The organism is Laribacter hongkongensis DSM 14985 (assembly GCF_000423285.1).
In the GTDB taxonomy this organism is placed as follows: domain Bacteria; phylum Pseudomonadota; class Gammaproteobacteria; order Burkholderiales; family Aquaspirillaceae; genus Laribacter; species Laribacter hongkongensis.
Genome location: NZ_AUHR01000005.1, coordinates 123,308 through 142,740, shown reverse-complemented (window position 1 = coordinate 142,740; position 19,433 = coordinate 123,308). Strand labels below are relative to the sequence as shown.

General features: G+C 64.4%; 20 protein-coding genes. 9 read left to right on the top strand and 11 right to left on the bottom strand.

The features are described from left to right. Nucleotides 1-250 precede the first annotated feature (250 nt). The 9 genes from G542_RS0106465 (at nucleotide 251) to hdeA (ending at nucleotide 10,410) form a co-directional block, all read left to right on the top strand. Nucleotides 251-1,141 carry a hypothetical protein gene (locus G542_RS0106465; RefSeq protein WP_027823700.1) on the top strand — a complete coding sequence of 297 codons (891 nt, stop codon included), beginning with the start codon at nucleotides 251-253 and terminating at the stop codon, nucleotides 1,139-1,141. Beyond that, nucleotides 1,138-2,832, top strand: coding sequence for a GspE/PulE family protein (locus tag G542_RS0106460; RefSeq protein WP_027823699.1), 1,695 nt, complete (start codon nucleotides 1,138-1,140; stop codon nucleotides 2,830-2,832). The genes G542_RS0106465 and G542_RS0106460 overlap by 4 nt, the downstream gene beginning before the upstream one ends. A 10-nt stretch (nucleotides 2,833-2,842) precedes the next feature. Continuing rightward, nucleotides 2,843-4,048 (top strand): type II secretion system F family protein, encoded by a 1,206-nt coding sequence (locus G542_RS0106455; protein ID WP_027823698.1) that lies wholly within the window; start codon nucleotides 2,843-2,845, stop codon nucleotides 4,046-4,048. Nucleotides 4,049-4,051: 3 nt separating this feature from the next. After that, nucleotides 4,052-5,563 carry a hypothetical protein gene (locus G542_RS0106450; RefSeq protein ID WP_027823697.1) on the top strand — a complete coding sequence of 504 codons (1,512 nt, stop codon included), beginning with the start codon at nucleotides 4,052-4,054 and terminating at the stop codon, nucleotides 5,561-5,563. Continuing rightward, complete coding sequence (locus tag G542_RS0106445; protein ID WP_027823696.1) at nucleotides 5,544-6,179, top strand: hypothetical protein; 636 nt, start codon at nucleotides 5,544-5,546, stop codon at nucleotides 6,177-6,179. Before G542_RS0106450 ends, G542_RS0106445 begins: the two co-directional genes overlap by 20 nt. Nucleotides 6,180-6,235: 56 nt before the next feature. Further along, nucleotides 6,236-7,093 (top strand): phosphoserine phosphatase SerB, encoded by an 858-nt coding sequence (serB, locus tag G542_RS0106440; protein WP_027823695.1) that lies wholly within the window; start codon nucleotides 6,236-6,238, stop codon nucleotides 7,091-7,093. A 331-nt stretch (nucleotides 7,094-7,424) separates the two neighbouring features. Then, entirely contained in the window at nucleotides 7,425-8,672 is a 1,248-nt protein-coding gene (locus tag G542_RS0106435; protein ID WP_012696531.1) for an amino acid permease, read from the top strand. Between the two features lie 229 nt (nucleotides 8,673-8,901). Continuing rightward, entirely contained in the window at nucleotides 8,902-10,005 is a 1,104-nt protein-coding gene (locus G542_RS16160) for an FUSC family protein (RefSeq protein ID WP_051189948.1), read from the top strand. A gap of 87 nt (nucleotides 10,006-10,092) precedes the next feature. Beyond that, entirely contained in the window at nucleotides 10,093-10,410 is a 318-nt protein-coding gene (gene hdeA, locus G542_RS0106425) for an acid-activated periplasmic chaperone HdeA (RefSeq protein WP_027823693.1), read from the top strand. 66 nt (nucleotides 10,411-10,476) lie between these two features. Here the strand turns inward: hdeA and G542_RS0106420 are convergent, their stop codons facing one another. The 11 genes from G542_RS0106420 to G542_RS0106370 form a co-directional block, all read right to left on the bottom strand. Next, nucleotides 10,477-11,541 (bottom strand): energy-coupling factor ABC transporter permease, encoded by a 1,065-nt coding sequence (locus G542_RS0106420; protein WP_027823692.1) that lies wholly within the window; start codon nucleotides 11,539-11,541, stop codon nucleotides 10,477-10,479. Nucleotides 11,542-11,710: 169 nt separating this feature from the next. After that, complete coding sequence (gene yut / locus G542_RS0106415; RefSeq protein ID WP_027823691.1) at nucleotides 11,711-12,703, bottom strand: urea transporter; 993 nt, start codon at nucleotides 12,701-12,703, stop codon at nucleotides 11,711-11,713. A 50-nt stretch (nucleotides 12,704-12,753) separates the two neighbouring features. Then, nucleotides 12,754-13,707, bottom strand: a complete 954-nt coding sequence (locus G542_RS0106410) for an urease accessory protein UreD (RefSeq protein ID WP_081666765.1) — start codon at nucleotides 13,705-13,707, stop codon at nucleotides 12,754-12,756. After that, entirely contained in the window at nucleotides 13,704-14,339 is a 636-nt protein-coding gene (ureG, locus tag G542_RS0106405; protein ID WP_012696524.1) for an urease accessory protein UreG, read from the bottom strand. The genes G542_RS0106410 and ureG overlap by 4 nt, the downstream gene beginning before the upstream one ends. A 40-nt stretch (nucleotides 14,340-14,379) precedes the next feature. Beyond that, entirely contained in the window at nucleotides 14,380-15,075 is a 696-nt protein-coding gene (locus G542_RS0106400) for an urease accessory protein UreF (protein WP_027823689.1), read from the bottom strand. 16 nt (nucleotides 15,076-15,091) lie between these two features. Next, a complete protein-coding gene (locus G542_RS0106395; protein ID WP_027823688.1) occupies nucleotides 15,092-15,841 on the bottom strand; it encodes an urease accessory protein UreE in 750 nt (249 codons plus the stop codon). A 39-nt stretch (nucleotides 15,842-15,880) separates the two neighbouring features. After that, a complete protein-coding gene (gene crcB, locus G542_RS0106390; protein WP_012696521.1) occupies nucleotides 15,881-16,261 on the bottom strand; it encodes a fluoride efflux transporter CrcB in 381 nt (126 codons plus the stop codon). Between the two features lie 9 nt (nucleotides 16,262-16,270). After that, entirely contained in the window at nucleotides 16,271-16,660 is a 390-nt protein-coding gene (locus tag G542_RS0106385; RefSeq protein WP_012696520.1) for a fluoride efflux transporter FluC, read from the bottom strand. A gap of 57 nt (nucleotides 16,661-16,717) precedes the next feature. Next, nucleotides 16,718-18,436 carry an urease subunit alpha gene (locus G542_RS0106380; protein ID WP_027823687.1) on the bottom strand — a complete coding sequence of 573 codons (1,719 nt, stop codon included), beginning with the start codon at nucleotides 18,434-18,436 and terminating at the stop codon, nucleotides 16,718-16,720. Nucleotides 18,437-18,504: 68 nt separating this feature from the next. Beyond that, on the bottom strand, nucleotides 18,505-18,912 hold the full coding sequence (locus tag G542_RS0106375; protein WP_012696518.1) for an urease subunit beta: 408 nt from the start codon (nucleotides 18,910-18,912) through the stop codon (nucleotides 18,505-18,507). A gap of 51 nt (nucleotides 18,913-18,963) precedes the next feature. After that, on the bottom strand, nucleotides 18,964-19,266 hold the full coding sequence (locus G542_RS0106370) for an urease subunit gamma (RefSeq protein WP_012696517.1): 303 nt from the start codon (nucleotides 19,264-19,266) through the stop codon (nucleotides 18,964-18,966). Nucleotides 19,267-19,433: the final 167 nt, after the last annotated feature.

Sequence of the window (19,433 nt, the reverse complement as noted above, 5' to 3'; positions counted from 1 at the left end):
GACTTCAGCAATCACTGCCCCCGAAGCCCCCCGGCCCCGGCACGCCAGCACCAGCCTGTCGACAATGCCGGGGACGACCTCCCTTGCCCCTGATGCCGGAGTCTCCGCCGGGTTTCCTACCGCAGAGCAGCTGGCCGATTTCCTGCCTGCACCGGCCACCGCAGCGACCGGGCCGCAGCCCCGTCCTGCCGGTACGCATCAGGACAACATGCCGGCTCCAGCCTTGAGCCCGGCTCCCGGTCACGCCGGAATGCAACCACAATCCTCATCCCCGGCAGCTTCCTCGCCCCTCGCTTCGGCCGTAGCCCCCGTCCTGCCTGCTGACTCAGGCACTACGGCCGGCAACGCCACGACCATTGCCAGCCCGGCCAGCGCGCCTGTCGCTACCGCCGCCGAAGCCCGCCGCCTGTTTGAGGCGCGCCCGGCTCCGCGCCGCCTGCCGCAACTGCCGGCCCGGACGTGGTATTTGCTGGGTTTGCTGCTGCTGTCCTGCACGGGAAGTGCCGGCCTGTTGTGGTGGCTGGCGCCGGACGAAGCAGCGCCGCTTCCGGTACGGCCAGCGCGACCGGTGGCGCCGGCATCAGCACCTGCCGCCGAACCCGATCCGTTTGCCGACCTGCTGGACAGCGGCCCCCCCCTGCCCCTGCCGGCGCAGCCTCCCGCTGCCGTTCCCGCAGCCTCCGTACCGGCCACCAGCGAGCCACAGGACATGGCGCCACCGGCCGATCCGACAGACAAGGCACCGGCCGGCCTGTTGCATAACCGTCTGGCAGCCGACGGCACGCGCCTGATCACGCTGCATGACGAACCTGACGTCGCCAGACTGCTGCCACCGGCGCCGACGGCCCGGATGCAGGCAGCCGCCCCGGCCAGCAGCCAGGCCGAAGTCTCGGCAGCCCAGGAGGCCATGCAGCAAGGCGACTGGATGCAGGCTCAAGCGCACTGGTTCGCTGCCGTGGCCGCAGCGCCCATGCAGCCGGACTACCGTTTCAACCTCGCCGTGACGCTGGACCGGCTGGGCGAAACAACCCTGGCAGCCCGCCAGTATGCCGAAGCCCTGCAACTGGCCGAAACGGCCAATGCCCGCTTTGACCGGACGGCCGCCCGCCGCCGGCTGGCCGAAATCGGAGAGCAGCCATGAATGCGCCGCGCCTGCCGCTGGGCGAGCTGCTGGTCCTGCGCGGACTGATTTCCCAGGATCAGCTGGCCATCGCCCTGACCGAGCAAAAACGCAGCGGTGCCAAACTTGGCGAAATGCTGATCCGGCTGGGCTTCATTACCGAAGCGGCCATGCGCGAGGCGCTGTCGGAAAAAATCGGCACCCGTACGGTCGACCTGTCACGACTGGTCGTCGACCGCGCCGCCCTTGCATACGTGCCGCGCGAGCAGGCCAAACGCCATTCACTGTTTCCGCTGGTCTGGGACGAGGCCACGGGCCAGCTGACCCTGGCGATGGCCAATCCCAACAACATCGTGGCGCTGGACCAGATCCGCCTGCAGGCCGGCAACCGCCTGCGCCACATCGTGCCGGTGCTGGCCAGCGAAAGCGACATCAACCGGGCCATCGACCAGTATTACGGCTACGAACTGTCGATTGACGGCATCCTGCGCGAGATCGAAACCGGCGAAGTGGATGCCGCCAGCCTGGCGCTGGGGCAAGGCGAATACAGCCAGCCGGTGGTCCGGCTGATCGATGCCCTGCTGGCTGATGCCGTGCAGCGCGAAGCCTCCGACCTGCACTTCGAACCGGAAGAAAGCTTCATCCGCATCCGTTACCGCATCGACGGCGTGCTGCGCCAGATCCGCTCGCTGCACAAGACCTACTGGCCGGCCATGGTGGTGCGCCTGAAGATCATGAGCGGCATGAACATCGCGGAAACGCGGGCGCCACAGGACGGGCGCATTTCGCTGTTCCTCAGCGGCCGTACCATCGATTTCCGGGTGGCCGCCCAGCCCACCGTGCATGGCGAAAACCTGGTGCTGCGCGTACTGGACCGACTCAAGGGCATCGTGCCGCTGGACCAGCTCGACCTGCCGCCCGGACAGCTTGACCAGTTGCGGCTGATGATGGCGCGCCCGGAAGGCATCATTCTGGTAACCGGACCAACCGGCTCGGGCAAGACCACCACGCTGTATTCGGTGCTCAACCACCTCAACAGCGAATCCGTCAACATCATGACGCTGGAAGACCCGGTGGAATACCCGATGGCGATGGTGCGCCAGAGCTCGGTATCCGACACGGTCAAGTTCGACTTCGCCAGCGGCATCCGCTCGCTGATGCGCCAGGATCCGGACGTGATCCTGGTCGGTGAAATCCGCGACCACGACACGGCCGAAATGGCATTCCGCGCCGCCATGACCGGCCATCAGGTGTATTCCACCCTGCACACCAGTTCGGCGCTGGGTGCCATTCCCCGCCTGCTGGACATCGGTGTGCTGCCCGACATCATGGCCGGCAACATTGTCGGCGTGATCGGCCAGCGCCTGTTGCGCAAGCTGTGCCTGCACTGCCGGGAACCTTATGCCGCAGAAGAATACGAAGTACGGGTGCTTGGTCTGGAGGCCGCCGGCGCCTGCCTGTACCGCGCCCGCGGCTGCCCGGCCTGTCACCACAGCGGCTACCGCGGACGGCTGGCCGTCATGGAAATCCTGCGCATGACGGCCGGGCTGGACGAACTGGTCGGCCGTCGCGCCACCTTGCAGGAGCTGAAACGGCACGCACTGGCCCACGGCTTCCGCACTCTGGCCGACGACGCCTGCGCCAAGGTGGCAGCGGGCCGGACCACGCTGGAAGAGGTGGCCCGCGTGATCGACCTGACGGACCGGATCTAGGAGCCGCACCATGCAATTTTCCTACCGGGCGGCACGCGCCGATGGCCGCATTGTCAAAGGTGTCATGGTCGCCGCCAACGATCTGGACCTGGACCAGCGCCTGACCCGGCTGGGACTGGTCACCCTCGATGCCCGTCCGCAGCGGGCCGGCCTCCTCGACTGGCTGCGGCGCAAGACCCTGCCGCGGCAGGAGCGCATCCATTTCTGCTTTTACCTGGACCAGACCCTGCGGGCCGGCGTGCCGTTGCTTGAAGGACTGGCCGACCTGCGCGACAGTGCCAGCTCGCCGCTGTTCCGCGAAATCCTCGCCATGCTGGTGCTCGACATCGAAGGCGGCAAACGCCTTTCCGAGGCCCTGGCCGAGCATCCGTCGGTATTCGACAGCGTGTTCGTCAACCTGGTCGCCACCGGCGAAACCACCGGCGCCCTGCCGGACGTGCTGGCCCGGCTGGCAGACCAGCTCAAATGGCAGGACGAGCTGATTGCCCAGACGAGGAAAATCCTGCTCTATCCGGCCTTCGTCGGCACCATGCTACTGCTGGTGATCATCTTCCTGATGACCTACCTGGTACCGCAACTGGTGGATTTCATCCGCGACATCCAGAAAGAGCTGCCGCTCCAGACCCGCATCCTTTTGGCCGTGTCCGATGTGTTCGTCCATTTTGGCTGGCTGATGCCGCTGGTGCCGCTGACGCTGGTGGCGGCCTATCAGGCACTGCGTCGCCGCTCGGCGGCGGCAGCCTTGCTGTTCGACAGCTGGAAGCTGCGCCTGAAGCCGGTCGGGCCGGTGTACCAGAAAGTCATCCTCGCGCGCTTTGCTGCCACCTTTGCCCTGATGTACAGCGCCGGGGTGCCGGTCCTGACCGCCCTGCAAGTCTGCGAACAGGGCGCCGGCAACCTGCGGGTGGCACAGGCGCTGGCAGACAGCCGCCGCCGCATTACCGAGGGACAGGGCATTACCGACAGCATGGCGGCAAGCGAGCTATTTCCGCCGCTGGTGCTGCGCATGCTCAAGATCGGCGAGCAGACCGGCGCGCTGGATACGGCGCTGGCCAACGTCGGCTATTTTTACGACCGCGACGTCAAGGAGTCGATCGACCGGTTGCAGGCCCTGATCGAACCCATGCTGACCGTAGCCCTCGGCCTGCTGCTGGCGCTGGTGATGAGCGCGGTCCTGGGACCGATCTACGACATGATCAGCAACCTTTCGAGATAAGCCATGGCGGCCGAACGCTTCCTGTACCTGAACAGCCATGGCGCCAGCCTCTGGTCCGCCGGCCCGGCCGCTCCCGCACCGGAAATCCGCTTTGCCGGTGATGACCCGCAAGCTCCCGGCCAGCTGGCAGATTACCTGGTCCGGCATGCTCCGGATGCCGTCATCCGGGTCGTGCTGGACCTGCCGGGCGAAATCCTGCATGTCGATACCGCTCCCAAAGTCGGCCTGCGCGACCGCCAGCGCTGGGGCCTGCGCCGGCTGGCCACCCTGCTGCCCCAACCGCAACTGCGCACCCTGCGCTGGCGGCATCAGCGCGGGACGCACCAGGCCCTGCTGGCAGGCTTTGCCGACCCGCAGGCCGTGCTGGACTGGCTCGAACCACTGCTGGCGGCCAATATCCCGATTGCCAGCGTGCAATCGCTGGCATTGCAGGCAGACAACCTGCCCGGCCGGCTGGGCCTGCACCTGCCACGGCTGCTGCTGGTCAGCCATACCGGCGACGGCTGCCTGCGCTATGCCTGGTTCCGTGACGGCATCCTGCATCTTGCCCGCCTGGTACAGCTGGAAAACGATACCGCCATCGAGGCCGGGCTGGCCCGTGAAACCCGCATCGTCCTCGACTATCTGGCCAGCATCCAGCAGACCGGCCTCAACGACCGCGCTACGGTGCTGGTGCTGACCGCACCCGGCCTGCAACCGGCAGCCGACATGCAGTTCGGTGACCGGGTTGATGTCGTGCATGCAGGCATCGGCGAATGCGCCCGCCGGCTGAAGCTGCCTGCCACGCCCGACAGCCGCGCTTTCTTGCTGGCGCTGGCGCGGCAAGGCCGCAATGATTACGGCCGTTTTGCCCTGCGCCGCTACTGGCAATACCGGCAGCTCCGTCACGGGCTGACCATGACGGCAGTCATTGCATGCGGCATGGCTGCCGGCATCGGTGCCATGAGTACGTGGTACATCCGCCAGCTGGACGCCGAGCGGCAGCAACTGGCTGAACAGGCCCGCCAGCTACAGCACACGGCAGCCGCCATCCGGCTTCCTGTCCGCATTCCGGCCGCAGACGTGCGGGCACTGGTCGAAAACAGCCGGGCCATCCGGCAGCACATGCCGCTGCCGGATGAGCTGATGCAAAAGCTGCTGGCCGTGCTGGCAGAAACCCCCGACTTCCGGCTGGTCACGCTGGACTGGCAGCCCGATCATCACCAGCCATTGCCCAAAGGCCAGCCGGCTCCGGCCCTGCCGGAACTGGACCTGCGCCAGCCGCTGGGCAACTGGGCACGACTGGCCCTGCAACCCGCCCGCCCGGCTGCGCCGTACCGCGACCAGCTGGCCGGATTCGCCAGCCTGCAGGCCCGCTTGCAGGCCACAGGCTTGCAGGTCCACCAGCCTTCTCCTCCGATCAATGTTGCACCCACCGCCGTGCTGGAAGGACGGCATCCCCTGCTGGATGCCCAGGCCCGTTTCACGCTGGCGGTACGCCTGCCCCCTGCTGCCCATGCCAAAACCGCCCGTTGATTCCCTGTTCAGCCGTGCCGGCTGGCCGCACTACCGGCGCCCGGCGCTGGCCGCCGGCGCTGCGTCCGGGTTGTTGCTGGCAAGCTTGCTGACCGGCTGGCACGGATACGAACAGGCCCGGGACGGACGGGATGCCGCCCGGGCCGCAGCACAGGCCGCCGGGCAATCCTTGCAGCAGCGCCAGCAGGACCTTGTTCACTGGCAGCAATACCGGCCGGCCCTGACCTACCTGGCGCGCCAGCGCTGGTTGCAGCCACAGGAGCGCATGCAGCTGGTCAACCTGCTGGAGCACCAGTCCCTGCCGCCGCATGGCTACCGGATCGGGATACAGGCGCAACCGGCGTGGGCCTTGCCACAAGCCATGCTCACGCTGCGGCTGGAAGCCAGCCCGCTCCAGGTCACCGCCCGGCTGGCCGGTCCTGCGGCCCTGCCGTCATTCCTGCACCAGCTGGACACCCTGCCCGGTGCCGTGCGCCCGTGGCGTTGCAACCTGCGACAGGAGCAGCCGGTCACTGCCGGACAACCTGCCCTGCCGGCTGCCGGCGAACCGGGCTGGCTGGCCGATTGCCGGCTGGCATGGGTCAGCTTTTCCCGCCCGGACGAACATGCCCGATGAATGCCGCGTTGCCGGCAAGGCGTTACAATGCCCGCTTCACGCTTCAGGACCTTGCCATGCGCCACCATCTGATCGTTCAGGCTCCCAACGATCCGGCCCCTCACCTGGATACCCTGGTCCGGCTCAGCCGCGCCTCCCGCATCGAAACCCTGGTACCCGGCCAGGCCTACCGCCTGTGCGATGCCCACACCGACAGCCGCCTGGAAATCGATGCCTTCTGCGAGGCTTATCCGGTCGACTGCGCCTTTGTCGAGGACGGGCGCCGCTGGGAGGATTTCCGCCTGCTGGTCAGCGACATGGATTCCACGCTGATTGCCATCGAGTGCATCGACGAAATCGCCGACATGCAGGGCATCAAGCCGCAGGTTGCTGCCATCACGGCCCGCTCGATGGCCGGCGAACTTGATTTCACCGCGTCGCTGCGCGAACGGGTGGCCCTGCTGGAGGGCCTGCCGCTGTCAGCGCTGGAGCAGGTCTACCGCGAACGGCTGAAACTGATGCCCGGCGCCCGCGAGCTGGTCCGGGCCTGTCGCGATGCCGGCATCCGCACCTTGCTGATTTCCGGCGGATTCACCTTCTTTACCGACCGGCTGCGCGACGAGCTCGGACTGGACCACGCCGTGGCCAACGAGCTGGAAGTGGTCAACGGCCACCTGACCGGTCGCCTGCTGGGCGACGTGATCGATGCCCAGGCCAAGGCTGACTGGCTGGTGCGCCTGCGCGATGAAATGGGCCTGGCTCCCGCCCAGACCATTGCCATGGGCGATGGTGCCAACGATCTCAAGATGCTGGCCGTGGCAGGTCTGGGCGTCGGCATGCACCCCAAACCGGTGGTGCGCCAGCACGCTGACGTTTCACTCCGTTATGTCGGACTGGATGGTTTGCCGCGTTTGTTTGCACCGGCTGTCAGTTGAAACAGCCAGGCGGACGACGGCTGGCAAAAAATCACATTTTCGTTTTCGAACAAAAAAGGCGCGATATGGCGCCTTTTTTGCGCCTGTTTGTTTTCGATTGATTGGAAAATCATCTCGCCTTCCGAAAACAACAGGCAAATCAAGCCTGAAAGCCGGCCAGACATGACAAATGCCATAGCGGCCGCCTTAAAATTTATTGTTCCGTAATGTTCTAATTTTCAAATTCTCCTGCTTATAATCCGCGCCATTCCGGAATGGGCCAGCCAGTGCCATTCCAGCCAAATCCGTCCCGGCCGCCCTGCGGCCACCAGCTGAACTAGAAGGAATGACCTTGAACGCGAGCCTTACCCGCTACGACATGGAATGGGTTTTGACCCTGTTCGGTACGGCCATTGGTGCCGGTATCCTGTTTTTGCCGATCCAGGCCGGGCTTGGCGGTATCTGGCCCATGATCATCCTGACGGTCATCATCTTCCCGCTGACCTATTATTCGCACCGCGGCATCACCCGCCTGGTTGCCTCGAACGAAACCGCCACCGACATTACCGGCGTGGTGGAGCAGGACCTGGGACGCAACGCCGGCTTCATCGTCAGCATCCTGTACTTCCTGTCGATCATCACCATCTGCGTGGGCTACGCCACCGGTGTCACCAACATCGTCAGCTCGTTTCTGGAAAACCAGCTCGGCATGGACAGCATCTCGCGCCCGATCCTGACCGGCATCCTGCTGACCGGCCTGACCGGGGTGATCCTGGCCGGTGAAAAGGTGGTGGTGAAGGTCACGTCGATCATGGTGTATCCGCTGATTGCCATCCTGTTCGCGTTGTCGCTGTACATGATTCCCTACTGGAATTTCTCCATGTTCACCGCACCGTTCGACGGTGGTCTGGTGGCCAAGAACCTGCTGCTGACCTTCCCGGTGCTGGTGTTCGCCATGAACTTCTCGCCGATCTGCTCGGCGCTGGGACGCAACTACCGCGAACAGGCCGACAATGCCGAAGCCGCCGTGGCCAAGACCGACCGCGTGGTGTTCTGGAACAGCCTGATCCTGCTGGTATTCGTGATGTTCTTCGTGTTCTCGATCGTGCTGTCGCAGACGCCGGAGAGCATGGTGGCGGCCAAGGCCAACAACATCGACGTGCTGACCATGATTTCGCTCCAGGCGCACGAACCGTGGCTCAAGTTCCTGATCCCGCTGGTTGCCTTCATTGCCATTGTCAGCTCGTATTTCGGCCACTTCATCGGCACCCGCGAAGGCCTGGACGGCATGATCTACCGCGTGGCGACCTGGAGCGCCGACAGCGATGCCAAGGCCCGCTTCAACCACAAGAAGCTGCGCCGCTACACCACGATCGGCATGATCATCGGCCTGTGGCTGCTGGCCGTGGTCAACCCGCCGATCCTCAAGATCATCGGTGCCATGTCTGCCCCGATCATCGCGCTCTACTGCTACATCATGCCGGTGATGCTGATGAAGCGCGTGCCGCGACTGGCGATCTACCGTACCCGCTGGGCCGCCCTGGTATTCCTGTTCGGTCTGGTGACCATCGTCGGCTACGGCGTGGCAGAATTCCTGTAAGCCTCCTGGTCTCTCCTGCACAACCCGCGCATCCCCTGCGCGGGTTTTTGCTTCCCGGCCTCCAGACCGGCGTGGTGTATGTTGAAACAACCCGCCGCGACCTTGTGTCGCCGGCAACTCTTTCAGAGCGGCTAACAAAGCCCCTAGGCGAGCACAGGCAAGGTGTTACCCGGGCCCGCAGGGGAAACGGGTTTTGTCAGCGACTATTAATCTGGATCACGGTTTTCACGTGCACATCTGGCAAGCGCGCTTCTGGCGCCGGGCACTGTCCCCCTATTCGATCTACCGTCATTATCCGGTCCTGCACGCAGTCCGGGTCGGACTGGCGTACCTGCTGACGGTTGCACTGGTCCTCGGCTTTGACATCCCGCACGGCGAATGGATGTCGATCACCGTGCTGATCGTCATGGGCTCGCTGCCGCATCTGGGCAGCATTTTCAAGAAGGCACGCCAGCGTGCCATCGGCACGGCTGCCGGCGCACTGGCGGGCATCCTGCTGATTGCCCTCTTCACCAAAGTGGCCTGGCTCGGCTACGTGCTGCTGGTGCTGGCCGCGGCGATATGCGGCTATCTCGCCATTGGTCCGCTGGGCTACATCGCCCTGATTGCCGGCGTGACGCTGACCATCATCGCCGGACCGGGCAGCACCGACATGCACGCTGCGCTGTGGCGTTCGGCCAATATCTTTGCCGGCGGCATCGTGGCGCTGACCTTTGCCCGCCTGCTGCCGCAGCGGGCCACCGACCACTGGCGCTACCTGCTGGCAGACAACCTGCGTGAATGCGCCAGCCTCTACAACCGGCTGGCGACCCTCGACCTGCCCTCGTCCAAACTGATGCAGGCCTTGCTGGAGCCGCTGAACAAGCGGCTGGTGATGCAGCGCACCCTGTTTGCTGCCGTGCTCGACGAAACCGGGTTCCCCAAACGGGATCTCGAGCAGATCCAGCGCACCCAGCGCAGCATGATCGAACTGCTGGAACTGCTGGCCGATGCGCTGGCCCACGCCGAACCGCAGCAATTGCAGGCGCAGTCTGCCGTCTGGTATCCCGCCACCCGCCACACGCTGACCCTGCTGCGTACCACGGCACATGCGCTGAAGTTCGACCGGCAGGACCGCCTGTTCCGCGTCGCCCTGCCCCTGCCGGAATCACGGACGCCGCCCGGGCAGGCCTCCGGCGACATCCACGCTGCCGGCTTTGCCTGGCTCAACCTCCAGGCTCGTCGCCAGGCCACCGAGATCAGCCTGCTGCTGCGCCAGAATGTCGGTCACTGGATCAGCCGGTCGGCGCAGCCGCTCTGGACCGTTGGTACCTCTGGCAATCAAAAGCCGTAAAGCCAAGCCATCGGGCAAGCTTTTTTGCATGGTGTATGGTGAAAAAGTCGTCATCGACAATTCTGATCACGAAGAAAAGGATCCACCATGCAGCGTTCTCTCGCCCTGTCCGGCCTGGCACTGGCCCTGTTTGCAACCATGAGCGTGGCGGGCACCCCGCCAAAAAAGCCCGTCTCGCAATGGACCTGCGAAGAATTCCTGACGCTGGACGACCAGTTCAAACCCAACGCCGTCTATTTCAGTGAAGGCCTGAACAAGAAACACCAGCCGGTCGATGCCGTCATGGACGAAACCGGTGCCCTGAAAGTCACCCCGATGGTGGTGACGGAATGCCAGAAAGACCGGAAAGCCAGCTTCTGGAACAAGCTGAAAACAACCTGGCAGCACATCGAACAGAAAATGTAAGTCCTGCCCGGACAACAAAAACGGGATGCCGGTCCGGCATCCCGTTTTGCATCTCCGCCTTTCCCGTCACGGATGCGGATGCACGGAAGGACGACAACGCTGCCGTTGCCGCAGCAACAGGCCCAGGCCGACCAGCAGGCCCAGCGTCGCCAGGCTGCCGACAATGCCGGCCAGCGAAGTCTGCGGCGCCACCAGCGATTCACCGGACCGGCCGGCCGGTTTCACGGTGCCGGCCGCGGCCGGCAGGGCGTAGTCAGGCATGACGGCCAGCTTCTCCTGCACCGCAGCGGCTGCGGCATGCAGGGTATCCGGCGGCGCTTCGCTCGCAACATGCCCGGTGGCGCCCATGCGGTCGATCGCCCATTCCAGCCCGTCCGGATTGGCCGAGGCAAACCACGACACCACCCCGCCCACCAGCAGCGCAGCCACAAACACCGTTTTGGCCAGCACATGACGGCCTGTGGATGCCGCCTCCCGGACCGGCCGGCCGGTCATCAGCAAATCCGGCTGGACCCGCAGGACAAACAGCACCAGTGCCCCGGTGATCATGCCCTCGACCAGTCCGATGGCCAGATGGATCGGCACCATCAGCATCAGGAATTCACGCAGCGGCAAGACCGTGATGCCGGACCAGTAGGTTTCCAGCGATACGCCGACCGCTCCCAGTGCCGCGGACAGCATGCCGCTGATCACGGCGGCTGCCATCACCCGTTCGCGCCGGCTGTAATCGCCGGCCAGCGGCCTGAATACCAGCGGATAAATGGCAAAACAGCCGATGATGCCCATGTTGAACACATTGGCACCGTAAGCCAGCAGGCCGCCATCGGCAAAAAACAGGGCCTGCACCAGCAGGACCGACGCCACCACCAGTACCCCGGCCCATGGCCCCAGCAGGATTGCCAGCAGCAATGCCCCGCTGAGGTGGCCGCTGGAACCGGTACCGGGAATGGAGAAATTGATCATCTGCGCAGCAAAGACAAACGCTCCCAGCACCCCCATCAAGGGCACCAGCTCGCTGTGCTGCGCCAGTTGCCGCTTGAGCTTGCCGGAAGCCAGCGCCAGCGCTGCGCCACTGATTACGTAAAAGCCTACGCCCACAGCGGGCGACAGCAGTGCATCGGCCATATGCATCGGATTTTTCCTTGTGTTGTCGGATTCAGGGCAACGGCTGTTCCCGGGCAGGACGGACAAGCCTCGTCCGCTCTCTCGGGCCGGCTACCGTCGATGCCGGGCAGAACGGGGGCCGGCGAGCACGACATGCAGGCCGGAACCAGGTTGTGTCAGGGCCGGACACCCGGCTTCAGCTGTCGGTATTGAGCTTGGTATCGGAACGCGGAGCGTGCGGATGGGGTGCCAGTTCCTTTTTGGGCAGGGTGAACAGCCACATGGCCAGCACATAGGGCGCGGTAAAGGTCGGGATGCCCACCGGGGCCAGCAGGGTATCCAGTGCCCCCTGGATAATGACGGTGAAGATGGTTGCCAGCAGGGCGAAAAAGGCGGTTTTCCAGCCAGGCTTCAGGAAGATCACGCCACAGGCAATCGCGGTCAGCACCGGGCTGAAACCGTACAGGCCGTTGACGATGGCGTGGTGCGAGGCGCCGAACAGCCAGGCAAACACCAGCGCCACGATCGACCCTAGAATGGCGGCAATCCCGGCTTTCCAGTCTTCAAAGAAAATCCCGATGACGATCAGGATGCCGCTGACCGGATTGTCCAGCAAAAACACCTGACTGACGTTTTTGAGCAGCACCAGCAGGATGTCCATTCCGCCCAGGACCAACGGTGCCTGGTCCAGGTTGGGCATCGGCAGTTTGGGCGGCCCCATGCCGGCGATCGGCACGGTTGAAAACGAATAGGCGGCCAGCATCAGGATCCAGGTCGTCAGCACGAACGGGCCGGTCGATGCCGCCACGCCCCACAGTTTGGTCACGACGTTGTTGAAGGCTTCCAGCACCACGGTCGACGCGGCAGCCCCGATGACCAGATACAGCCACATCAGGGGGTGGTCGGCCAGAAAGGTCGGCACGGCCACCCCGACCAGCACGCCGTTGAAGCCGAACAGCCCCTGTCCGATGGCAGTGTCGTCCGAATCGATCATCAGCGCCGTCAGGGTGGCCACCAGCAGGCCCACTGCCCCGCCCCATGCGGTCGAAGGCTGGCCTTCGACATAACCGGCCCAGAATATGGCGGCCAGGAAGAAGAGGCCGGTGATGGCGTTCTCCATGAAAAACACCTGCCCGGCTCCGCGCAGGTAACTGCGGAGAAACTGGCTGGGAGGATTGGCGGTAGACATGATGGACTGTCTCCTGAAAAACAACGGAAAACGCCGCCGGCAGCAAGTCCTCAGCGGCTGACCAGATCGACCGGCAAGCCTGCCCCGGTCACCACTTCGCGCACGGCCCGCCAGAATTCACGGACCTGACGCCGTACTTCGCGTGCCTCACATCCCACCACCCGGTACATCAGTCCGGCCTCGCGCGGCAGCCGGCTGGCGCCGAACAGCAGCCGCCGCCCGGCATCGCGTCCGGCCGGGCAACGCTCGCGCACGGCCTGCGCCACTGCGGGCGGAGCCAGCAGCAGCACATTGGCAAAGGTGTCGTAGCCCGCCATGATTCCGGCCAGCCCGACCGGCTGCCGCTGCGGTTCGACCAGGATCTTTTCGGCAAAGACCGGCGTGCCGTCCGGACGTCGGGCATCGACCGCCATCGACAAGAGGTCATAGGCAAACCGTTCGCCGGTACCGTGGTGCTTTCGCCCCGGCATCACGATTTCGCCGTACAGCAGCGTGGCGCCGGGGTCGATCGTGATGTGGGTACGGGTCAGGTAGCGTGCGTTCCGGTACGGGATGGTCGGGTCCGGCAGGTATTCGAGATAGGCGCCGTCTTCCAGCACGATCGACTGCGATTGCGCGGCATAGTTGGCGTCCATCTCGTGAATCCGCGTTGCCCCCTGCGTGGTGACATGGGCCATGGCTCCGGCCCCGACCTTGATGTCGATGCCCAGCCGGTCTCCTTGCAGGGTGCCGCCACCGGTCGAGATGATCATGGCGTAGGGCATGCCCGGCAGCGCCTCGTCCCAGTACAGCGCCTGCTGTACCAGCAGCGGCGCCACCCGGTAGAGGTCGGCCAGGATGCTGCGGCCGTGCCGCAGCTCGAAGCCGAGCCGCAGGTAGCCCACCTTGCCGGGCATGCCCACCGCCATCTGCTGCGGCTGGCGGGCACGCCACGGAGCCAGTTCCGCCGCGTCGTCAAACGCGGCGATGGCATTCCTGAAGGCGTTGACGTCCGTCAAGATCACGATGCCTCCTTGATGGGCACGTCAAACAGCGCCATGTCGTGGATCAGGTGCACCAGCTCCGGAATTCCCTCGCCGGTCTTGCAGTTGGTGAAGATGAAAGGCTTGTCGCCGCGCATGAATTTCGAATCGCGGTCCATCACCTCCAGGCTGGCCCCCACATAGGGTGCGAGGTCGGTCTTGTTGATGACCAGGATGTCGGACTGGCTGATGCCCGGACCGTTCTTGCGCGGAATCTTGTCACCGGCAGCCACGTCGATCACGTAGATGAAGAAATCCACCAGCGCCGGGCTGAAGGTCAGCGTCAGGTTGTCGCCGCCGGATTCGATCAGCACCACGTCGGTGTCGGGAAAGCGCGACTCCATGTCTTCCACCGCCGCCAGGTTCATCGACGGGTCTTCACGCACGGCCGTATGCGGGCAGGCGCCGGTTTCCACGCCGATGATCTTTTCTTCCACCAGCACGCCCTTGAGGGTGCGCTGCACGTGACGTGCGTCTTCGGTGGTCACCACGTCGTTGGTAATGATCAACACCTTGATGCCCAGGTCGAGCATGAGCGGTGTGATGGCTTCGATGATGGCGGTCTTGCCTGAGCCCACCGGGCCACCAATGCCGATACGGGTAATCTTTTTCATGTGCCAACTTCTCCCTGATGTTGTGTGTTGTAGTGCTGCCTTAATTCATGAACATGCGTACGTGCGATTCGACGTGGTGCGCCACCATGACGTCGAATACCGGGGCAAAGCCGGCCATGTCCCCGAGGCCGAACCCCGCAACCCGCAGGTATTCGTCCTCGACTTCGCCATTGATCGCAAACAGGATGGACTGGGTGTCGTAGTGGTCGACGCGCATCATGCGCAGGGCGGCGCCCACCATCATCGAGGCCAGTCCGTAGTGATGGACGGCAAAGGCATCGCGCTCGGGCAGTTCCAGGCCGGCAAACAGCAGCCCCATGCCGACCGGAAAACAGCCTGGCGTGACGTTGTCGTTGATGGCCTTGACCCACTCGCCGGTCAGCGGCGCGGGACACAGCCGCAAGGCCAGTTCGCCGAGCTTCTTGCCCATGCGGGTGGTCATCAGTTGCTGCTCCTCCCCCACGCGGCGCAGCATCAGTGCCTCATCGGCTGCCAGTACGCCGTCAAGGTCCTGCCGGCAGGCGGCCCGGTGCGCTGCCAGCAGCACCACGCCGTCCAGTCCCGAAGTCTGGCGGCAGGCCGCCCGGACGTACTGCCCCAGCGTATCGGCGTCGTGCACTTCTCCGGCCTGCAGGGCCGATTCCAGACTGTTGGAAAACGAGAAGGCCCCGACCGGCAGGGTCGAATCGCCAAACTGCAGCACGCGCAGCAATTCGGTGGCACTGATCGCCTTCATGGCCAGCCCCTTCCTGTCAGTGGTCGTGCCGGTGCGGGGTGAAGTTGCCGTGGACTTCCGCATGGTGATGGTCGTCTCCGCTTTGCAGGTGCTGGTGGGTATGCTCGTGCGGGTGGGCGTGTTCGGTGCCGTCGTCGTGCTGGTGGGTGTGTTCGTGGCAGTGACCGTGTTCAGCCAGATTCATCCTGGCGCCGTCACCCTCCCCGGCCAGCTGGGACACATGGTTGTGGGGCGTCGAGTCGGCTCCGCCGAACAGGCGGCGGGTTTCATGCGGGGCGAGGTACGGAATCACGCCGGCACCGGGCATGAAGCTGTAGTGGATGTGCTCGAAGGAATGGGTGCGCATCACCGATTCCATCACCTTGCGGTCAACGGTCAGCGGCACGTACACCCGGCCTTCCTTGACCACGGCCGGCCAGTGCTGGTTGCCCAGCGCATGGCCGAGTTCAAAGCAGGTGCGGGCGATCAGCTCGGGCGACAGCGCCTCGGTATCGGAGAGGTTGATGACCATCACGTCCTTGAGCGTGATGCTGGCCACGATCACCTCGCCGGCAGCCTCGTCATAAAACAGTACGTCACCATCGTGCAGGTGACTCTGGCGCGGCAGGGCCAGGGCAATCTCCACTCCGGCCACGGTTTTCTTGCGCAGACGGTTTTTCTGCGCCTCCCACTGGTCCAGTGCCAGCATGTCGACGTGCAGCCCGGCCAGTCGTTCCTGCCAGCCGGCGTCCTGCCGGTTGCCCAGAATGTTTTCAATCAGCAGCATGGTGCTTCCCCCCAGAAGATTCCAGAAATGCCTGCCCGCTCAGGCGGCAGTCTTTTTGGCCAGCTTGAGTCCGGCTTCCACCATCAGGAAACCGACCAGCAGGCTGGCGATCAGGTAAAACACGGAAATCCAGAAATGACCGGGCTGGCGCATGACGGTCACCGCTCCCCAGACAAAGCTGGAGAACGTCGACAGGCCGCCCATGATCCCGGTACCGATCATGGTGTGGACGTGGTGATGGAGCTTGACGCGCTGGTGCAGGGTGGTGGACAGGCCGAGCAGGAAGCTCGCCACGACGTTGGCCACGAAGATGTCCAGCGGAAAACCGTCGGCCATGTGCGGCACCATCAGCATGACGAATTCGCGGAACATGGCTCCGAAGGCACCGCCCACGAACACGAGTATGACCAGGTTGATCATGTCGTCCTCCTAGCCTTGCAGCATGGCAAGCCATGCCCCGAATACCGCCGCAGCGAGGCCGGCCACCGTGGACAGCAGCAGGTAGCCGGTCGCCAGCTTGCCGCGCCCGGAGTCGGCAAGCTTCGCCGCATCCAGCTGCATGCTGCTGAACGTTGTGTAGCCCCCGAGGACACCGGTCAGCACGCCGGCGTTGATGCCGGAGCCGAACCGGTCACGCCAGTCCACGCCGAACAGGACCGACAGGTAGGCGATCACGAAGGCACCGGTGACGTTGATCAGGAACGTCCCCATGGGAAAAGCGCCGTGATAGCGTTCGCCGACCTTGATGCCGACATACCAGCGCAGCAGTGATCCGGCGCCTCCGCCGATACCGATCCACATCACGTCCAGAGCATTCATCACACATCCCGGTGAGTTGGCTGCGGGTGCCCGGCCCCCGGGCACCCGTGACAACGGTCAGCTGAAGAAGTACAGCTGACCCAGCGACACGCTGCGGATCGGCGCCACCGTGGCATGTACCCCGTCCACCATCACGGCGAAGGTTTCCGGGTTGACCTCGATGTGCGGCGTATGCGCATTGCGCACCATGTCGTTCTTGGTGATGGCGCGCGTGTTGCGGACCGGCTCGACCAGCCGTTGCAGCCCGTAACGCTCGGCGATGCCGTTGGCCACGCCGGCCTGCGAGGCAAAGGTGATGCAGGTCTTGTGCAGGGCCGAGGCAAACGCGCCGTACATCGGGCGGTAGATCACCGGCTGCGGTGTCGGCAGCGAGGCGTTCGGGTCACCCATCAGGCTCCAGGCAATCATGCCGCCCTTGATGACGAACTTCGGCTTGGCACCGAAGAAGGCCGGCTCCCACAACACAAGGTCGGCGAACTTGCCGACTTCCACCGAGCCGACCAGATGGCTGATGCCCTGGGCGATGGCCGGGTTGATGGTGATCTTGGCCACGTAGCGCAGCACGCGGAAGTTGTCGTCGCCGGCATTGTCTTCCGGCAGCTTGCCGCGCCCCTGCTTCATGGCGTCGGCAGTCTGGATCGAACGCGCCCAGCTTTCGCCGACCCGGCCCATGGCTTGCGAGTCACTGGAAATGATCGAGATCACGCCCATGTCGTGCAGCACGTTTTCGGCGGCAATGGTTTCCGGACGGACCCGGCTTTCGGCAAAGGCCACGTCGGTTGCCACCTTCGGGTTGAGGTTGTGGCACACCATGGTCATGTCGAACAGTTCGGCCTGCGAGTTGATGCCGAACGGCAGGGTCGGGTTGGTCGAGCTGGGCAGCACGTTGCTGTAGCTGGCCACCCGGATGATGTCCGGTGCGTGGCCGCCGCCGGCGCCTTCGGTGTGGTAGGTATGGATGGTGCGCCCGTCAAACGCAGCGATGGTGTTTTCGACAAAACCGCCCTCGTTCAGCGTGTCGGTGTGGATGGCCACCTGCACGTCGTATTCATCGGCCGCCTCCAGCGAGGTACGGATGGCACCGACGGTGGAACCCCAGTCTTCGTGCACCTTGAGGCCGGCGGCCCCGGCTTCGATCTGCTCGACGATCGGTTTCATGCCGGACGAGTTGCCCTTCCCCAGGAGGCCGACGTTGATCGGCAGGGCATCGAACGAGCGCATCATCATTTCGAGGTTCCAGGTTCCCGAAGTGATGGTGGTGCCGTTAGTGCCGTCGGTCGGCCCGAGGCCGCCGCCGAACAGGGTGGTGATGCCATTGGACAGTGCGGCTTCGGCCTGCTGCGGCGAGATCATGTGCACGTGGGCATCGATGCCGCCGGCAGTCAGGATCAGGTGCTCGCCGGAAATGGCGTCGGTTGCCGGGCCGACGGCCAGCGACGGCGTGACGCCGGGCATGGTCGAGGGATTGCCGGCCTTGCCGATGCCGCAGATGCGGCCGTCCTTGATGCCGACGTCGGCCTTGATGACGCCAAGCACGGCGTCGATGATGGTGACGTTGGTGATCAGCAGGTCCGGCGCGCCGCCGATGCTGGTCAGCTCGTTGTCCATCCCCATGCCGTCACGCAGGGTCTTGCCGCCGCCGTAAACCGCTTCATCGCCGTATGTGCGCAGGTCTTTTTCAATCGAAACAAACAGGCTGGTATCACCCAGACGGATCTTGTCACCCGTGGTCGGACCAAACAGGTCCGCATATTGCTGCCGGGAAATAGTGGACATCGTGTATGCCTTTCCTCATCAGATGGAGCAGACGGCCCGCACAGGCCGTCAGCCGGGTATGACCGGCCTCAGGCCTTGCGGTGCTTGAAGCCGAGCAGTTCCATGCGGCGCAGGGCTTCGGCCTTGCGCGGCTGGTAGACGTTTTTCGCTTCGTCACCACCGGTCCAGCCATCGACGAGGTTGTTGAAGCCGTAGACACGGCGCTTGCCGGCCAGCGGCACCAGATCGACCTCACGCTCGTCACCCGGTTCGAAGCGGATGGCAGTGGTGGCCGGAATGTCGAGCCGCTTGCCAAAGGCCTGTTCGCGGTCAAACTCGAGAGCGGCATTGATTTCAAAGAAATGGAAGTGCGATCCGACCTGGATCGGGCGGTCGCCGGTATTGCGGACAACCAGCCTGGTAACCGGCCGGCCGGCATTGAGTTCGATGGGACCGTCGGCAAACACGATGCCGCCCGGTGGAATGTACTGGGTCATGGTGCTAACTCTCCGTCAGACAGATTGAAGGCAGGGTGTGCAGGGAGCGGTTTACTGGATCGGGGAATGCACCGTGACCAGCCGGCTGCCGTCGGTGAAGACGGCTTCGACCTGCACCAGCGGAATCATTTCCGGAACGCCTTCCATCACGTCGTCGCGGGTCAGGACCGTGGCGGCATCTTTCATGACGTCCTCAACCGTTTTGCCGGCGCGGGCGCCGTCCAGTGCTGCCGCCGAAATCACGGCAACCGATTCGGGATGATTGAGCTTGATTCCCTGGGCCTTGCGCTTGTGCGCCACTTCGGCGAGGCAATAGATCATGAGCTTGTCGAGCTCACGCGGAGTGAGATGCATGGATAACCTCCATTTGCAAATGCGGGGTGCCGGTGCGCCCGGACGGCCCGGACGATGGGGCGAGTCGCAAATCAGGCGACTGTTGCCGGTGTAGTCAAACGGTGCGGAAGGTGTCAGGGATGACTGACAGACGGACGGAGTAAGGCCTTACACGGAGTGAATCGGCA

Bases quoted from the DNA above. Each gene is read 5' to 3' on its own strand.
- G542_RS0106420 (WP_027823692.1), bottom strand. From the start codon at position 11,541: ATGCATATGGCCGATGCACTGCTGTCGCCCGCTGTGGGCGTAGGCTTT.
- yut (WP_027823691.1), bottom strand. From the start codon at position 12,703: ATGTCTACCGCCAATCCTCCCAGCCAGTTTCTCCGCAGTTACCTGCGC.
- G542_RS0106450 (WP_027823697.1), top strand. From the start codon at position 4,052: ATGGCGGCCGAACGCTTCCTGTACCTGAACAGCCATGGCGCCAGCCTC.
- ureG (WP_012696524.1), bottom strand. From the start codon at position 14,339: ATGAAAAAGATTACCCGTATCGGCATTGGTGGCCCGGTGGGCTCAGGC.
- serB (WP_027823695.1), top strand. From the start codon at position 6,236: ATGCGCCACCATCTGATCGTTCAGGCTCCCAACGATCCGGCCCCTCAC.
- G542_RS0106395 (WP_027823688.1), bottom strand. From the start codon at position 15,841: ATGCTGCTGATTGAAAACATTCTGGGCAACCGGCAGGACGCCGGCTGG.
- hdeA (WP_027823693.1), top strand. From the start codon at position 10,093: ATGCAGCGTTCTCTCGCCCTGTCCGGCCTGGCACTGGCCCTGTTTGCA.
- G542_RS0106460 (WP_027823699.1), top strand. From the start codon at position 1,138: ATGAATGCGCCGCGCCTGCCGCTGGGCGAGCTGCTGGTCCTGCGCGGA.
- G542_RS0106370 (WP_012696517.1), bottom strand. From the start codon at position 19,266: ATGCATCTCACTCCGCGTGAGCTCGACAAGCTCATGATCTATTGCCTC.
- G542_RS0106385 (WP_012696520.1), bottom strand. From the start codon at position 16,660: ATGAATGCTCTGGACGTGATGTGGATCGGTATCGGCGGAGGCGCCGGA.
- G542_RS0106465 (WP_027823700.1), top strand. From the start codon at position 251: ATGCAACCACAATCCTCATCCCCGGCAGCTTCCTCGCCCCTCGCTTCG.
- G542_RS0106380 (WP_027823687.1), bottom strand. From the start codon at position 18,436: ATGTCCACTATTTCCCGGCAGCAATATGCGGACCTGTTTGGTCCGACC.
- G542_RS0106455 (WP_027823698.1), top strand. From the start codon at position 2,843: ATGCAATTTTCCTACCGGGCGGCACGCGCCGATGGCCGCATTGTCAAA.
- crcB (WP_012696521.1), bottom strand. From the start codon at position 16,261: ATGATCAACCTGGTCATACTCGTGTTCGTGGGCGGTGCCTTCGGAGCC.
- G542_RS0106400 (WP_027823689.1), bottom strand. From the start codon at position 15,075: ATGAAGGCGATCAGTGCCACCGAATTGCTGCGCGTGCTGCAGTTTGGC.
- G542_RS0106445 (WP_027823696.1), top strand. From the start codon at position 5,544: ATGCCAAAACCGCCCGTTGATTCCCTGTTCAGCCGTGCCGGCTGGCCG.
- G542_RS0106375 (WP_012696518.1), bottom strand. From the start codon at position 18,912: ATGACCCAGTACATTCCACCGGGCGGCATCGTGTTTGCCGACGGTCCC.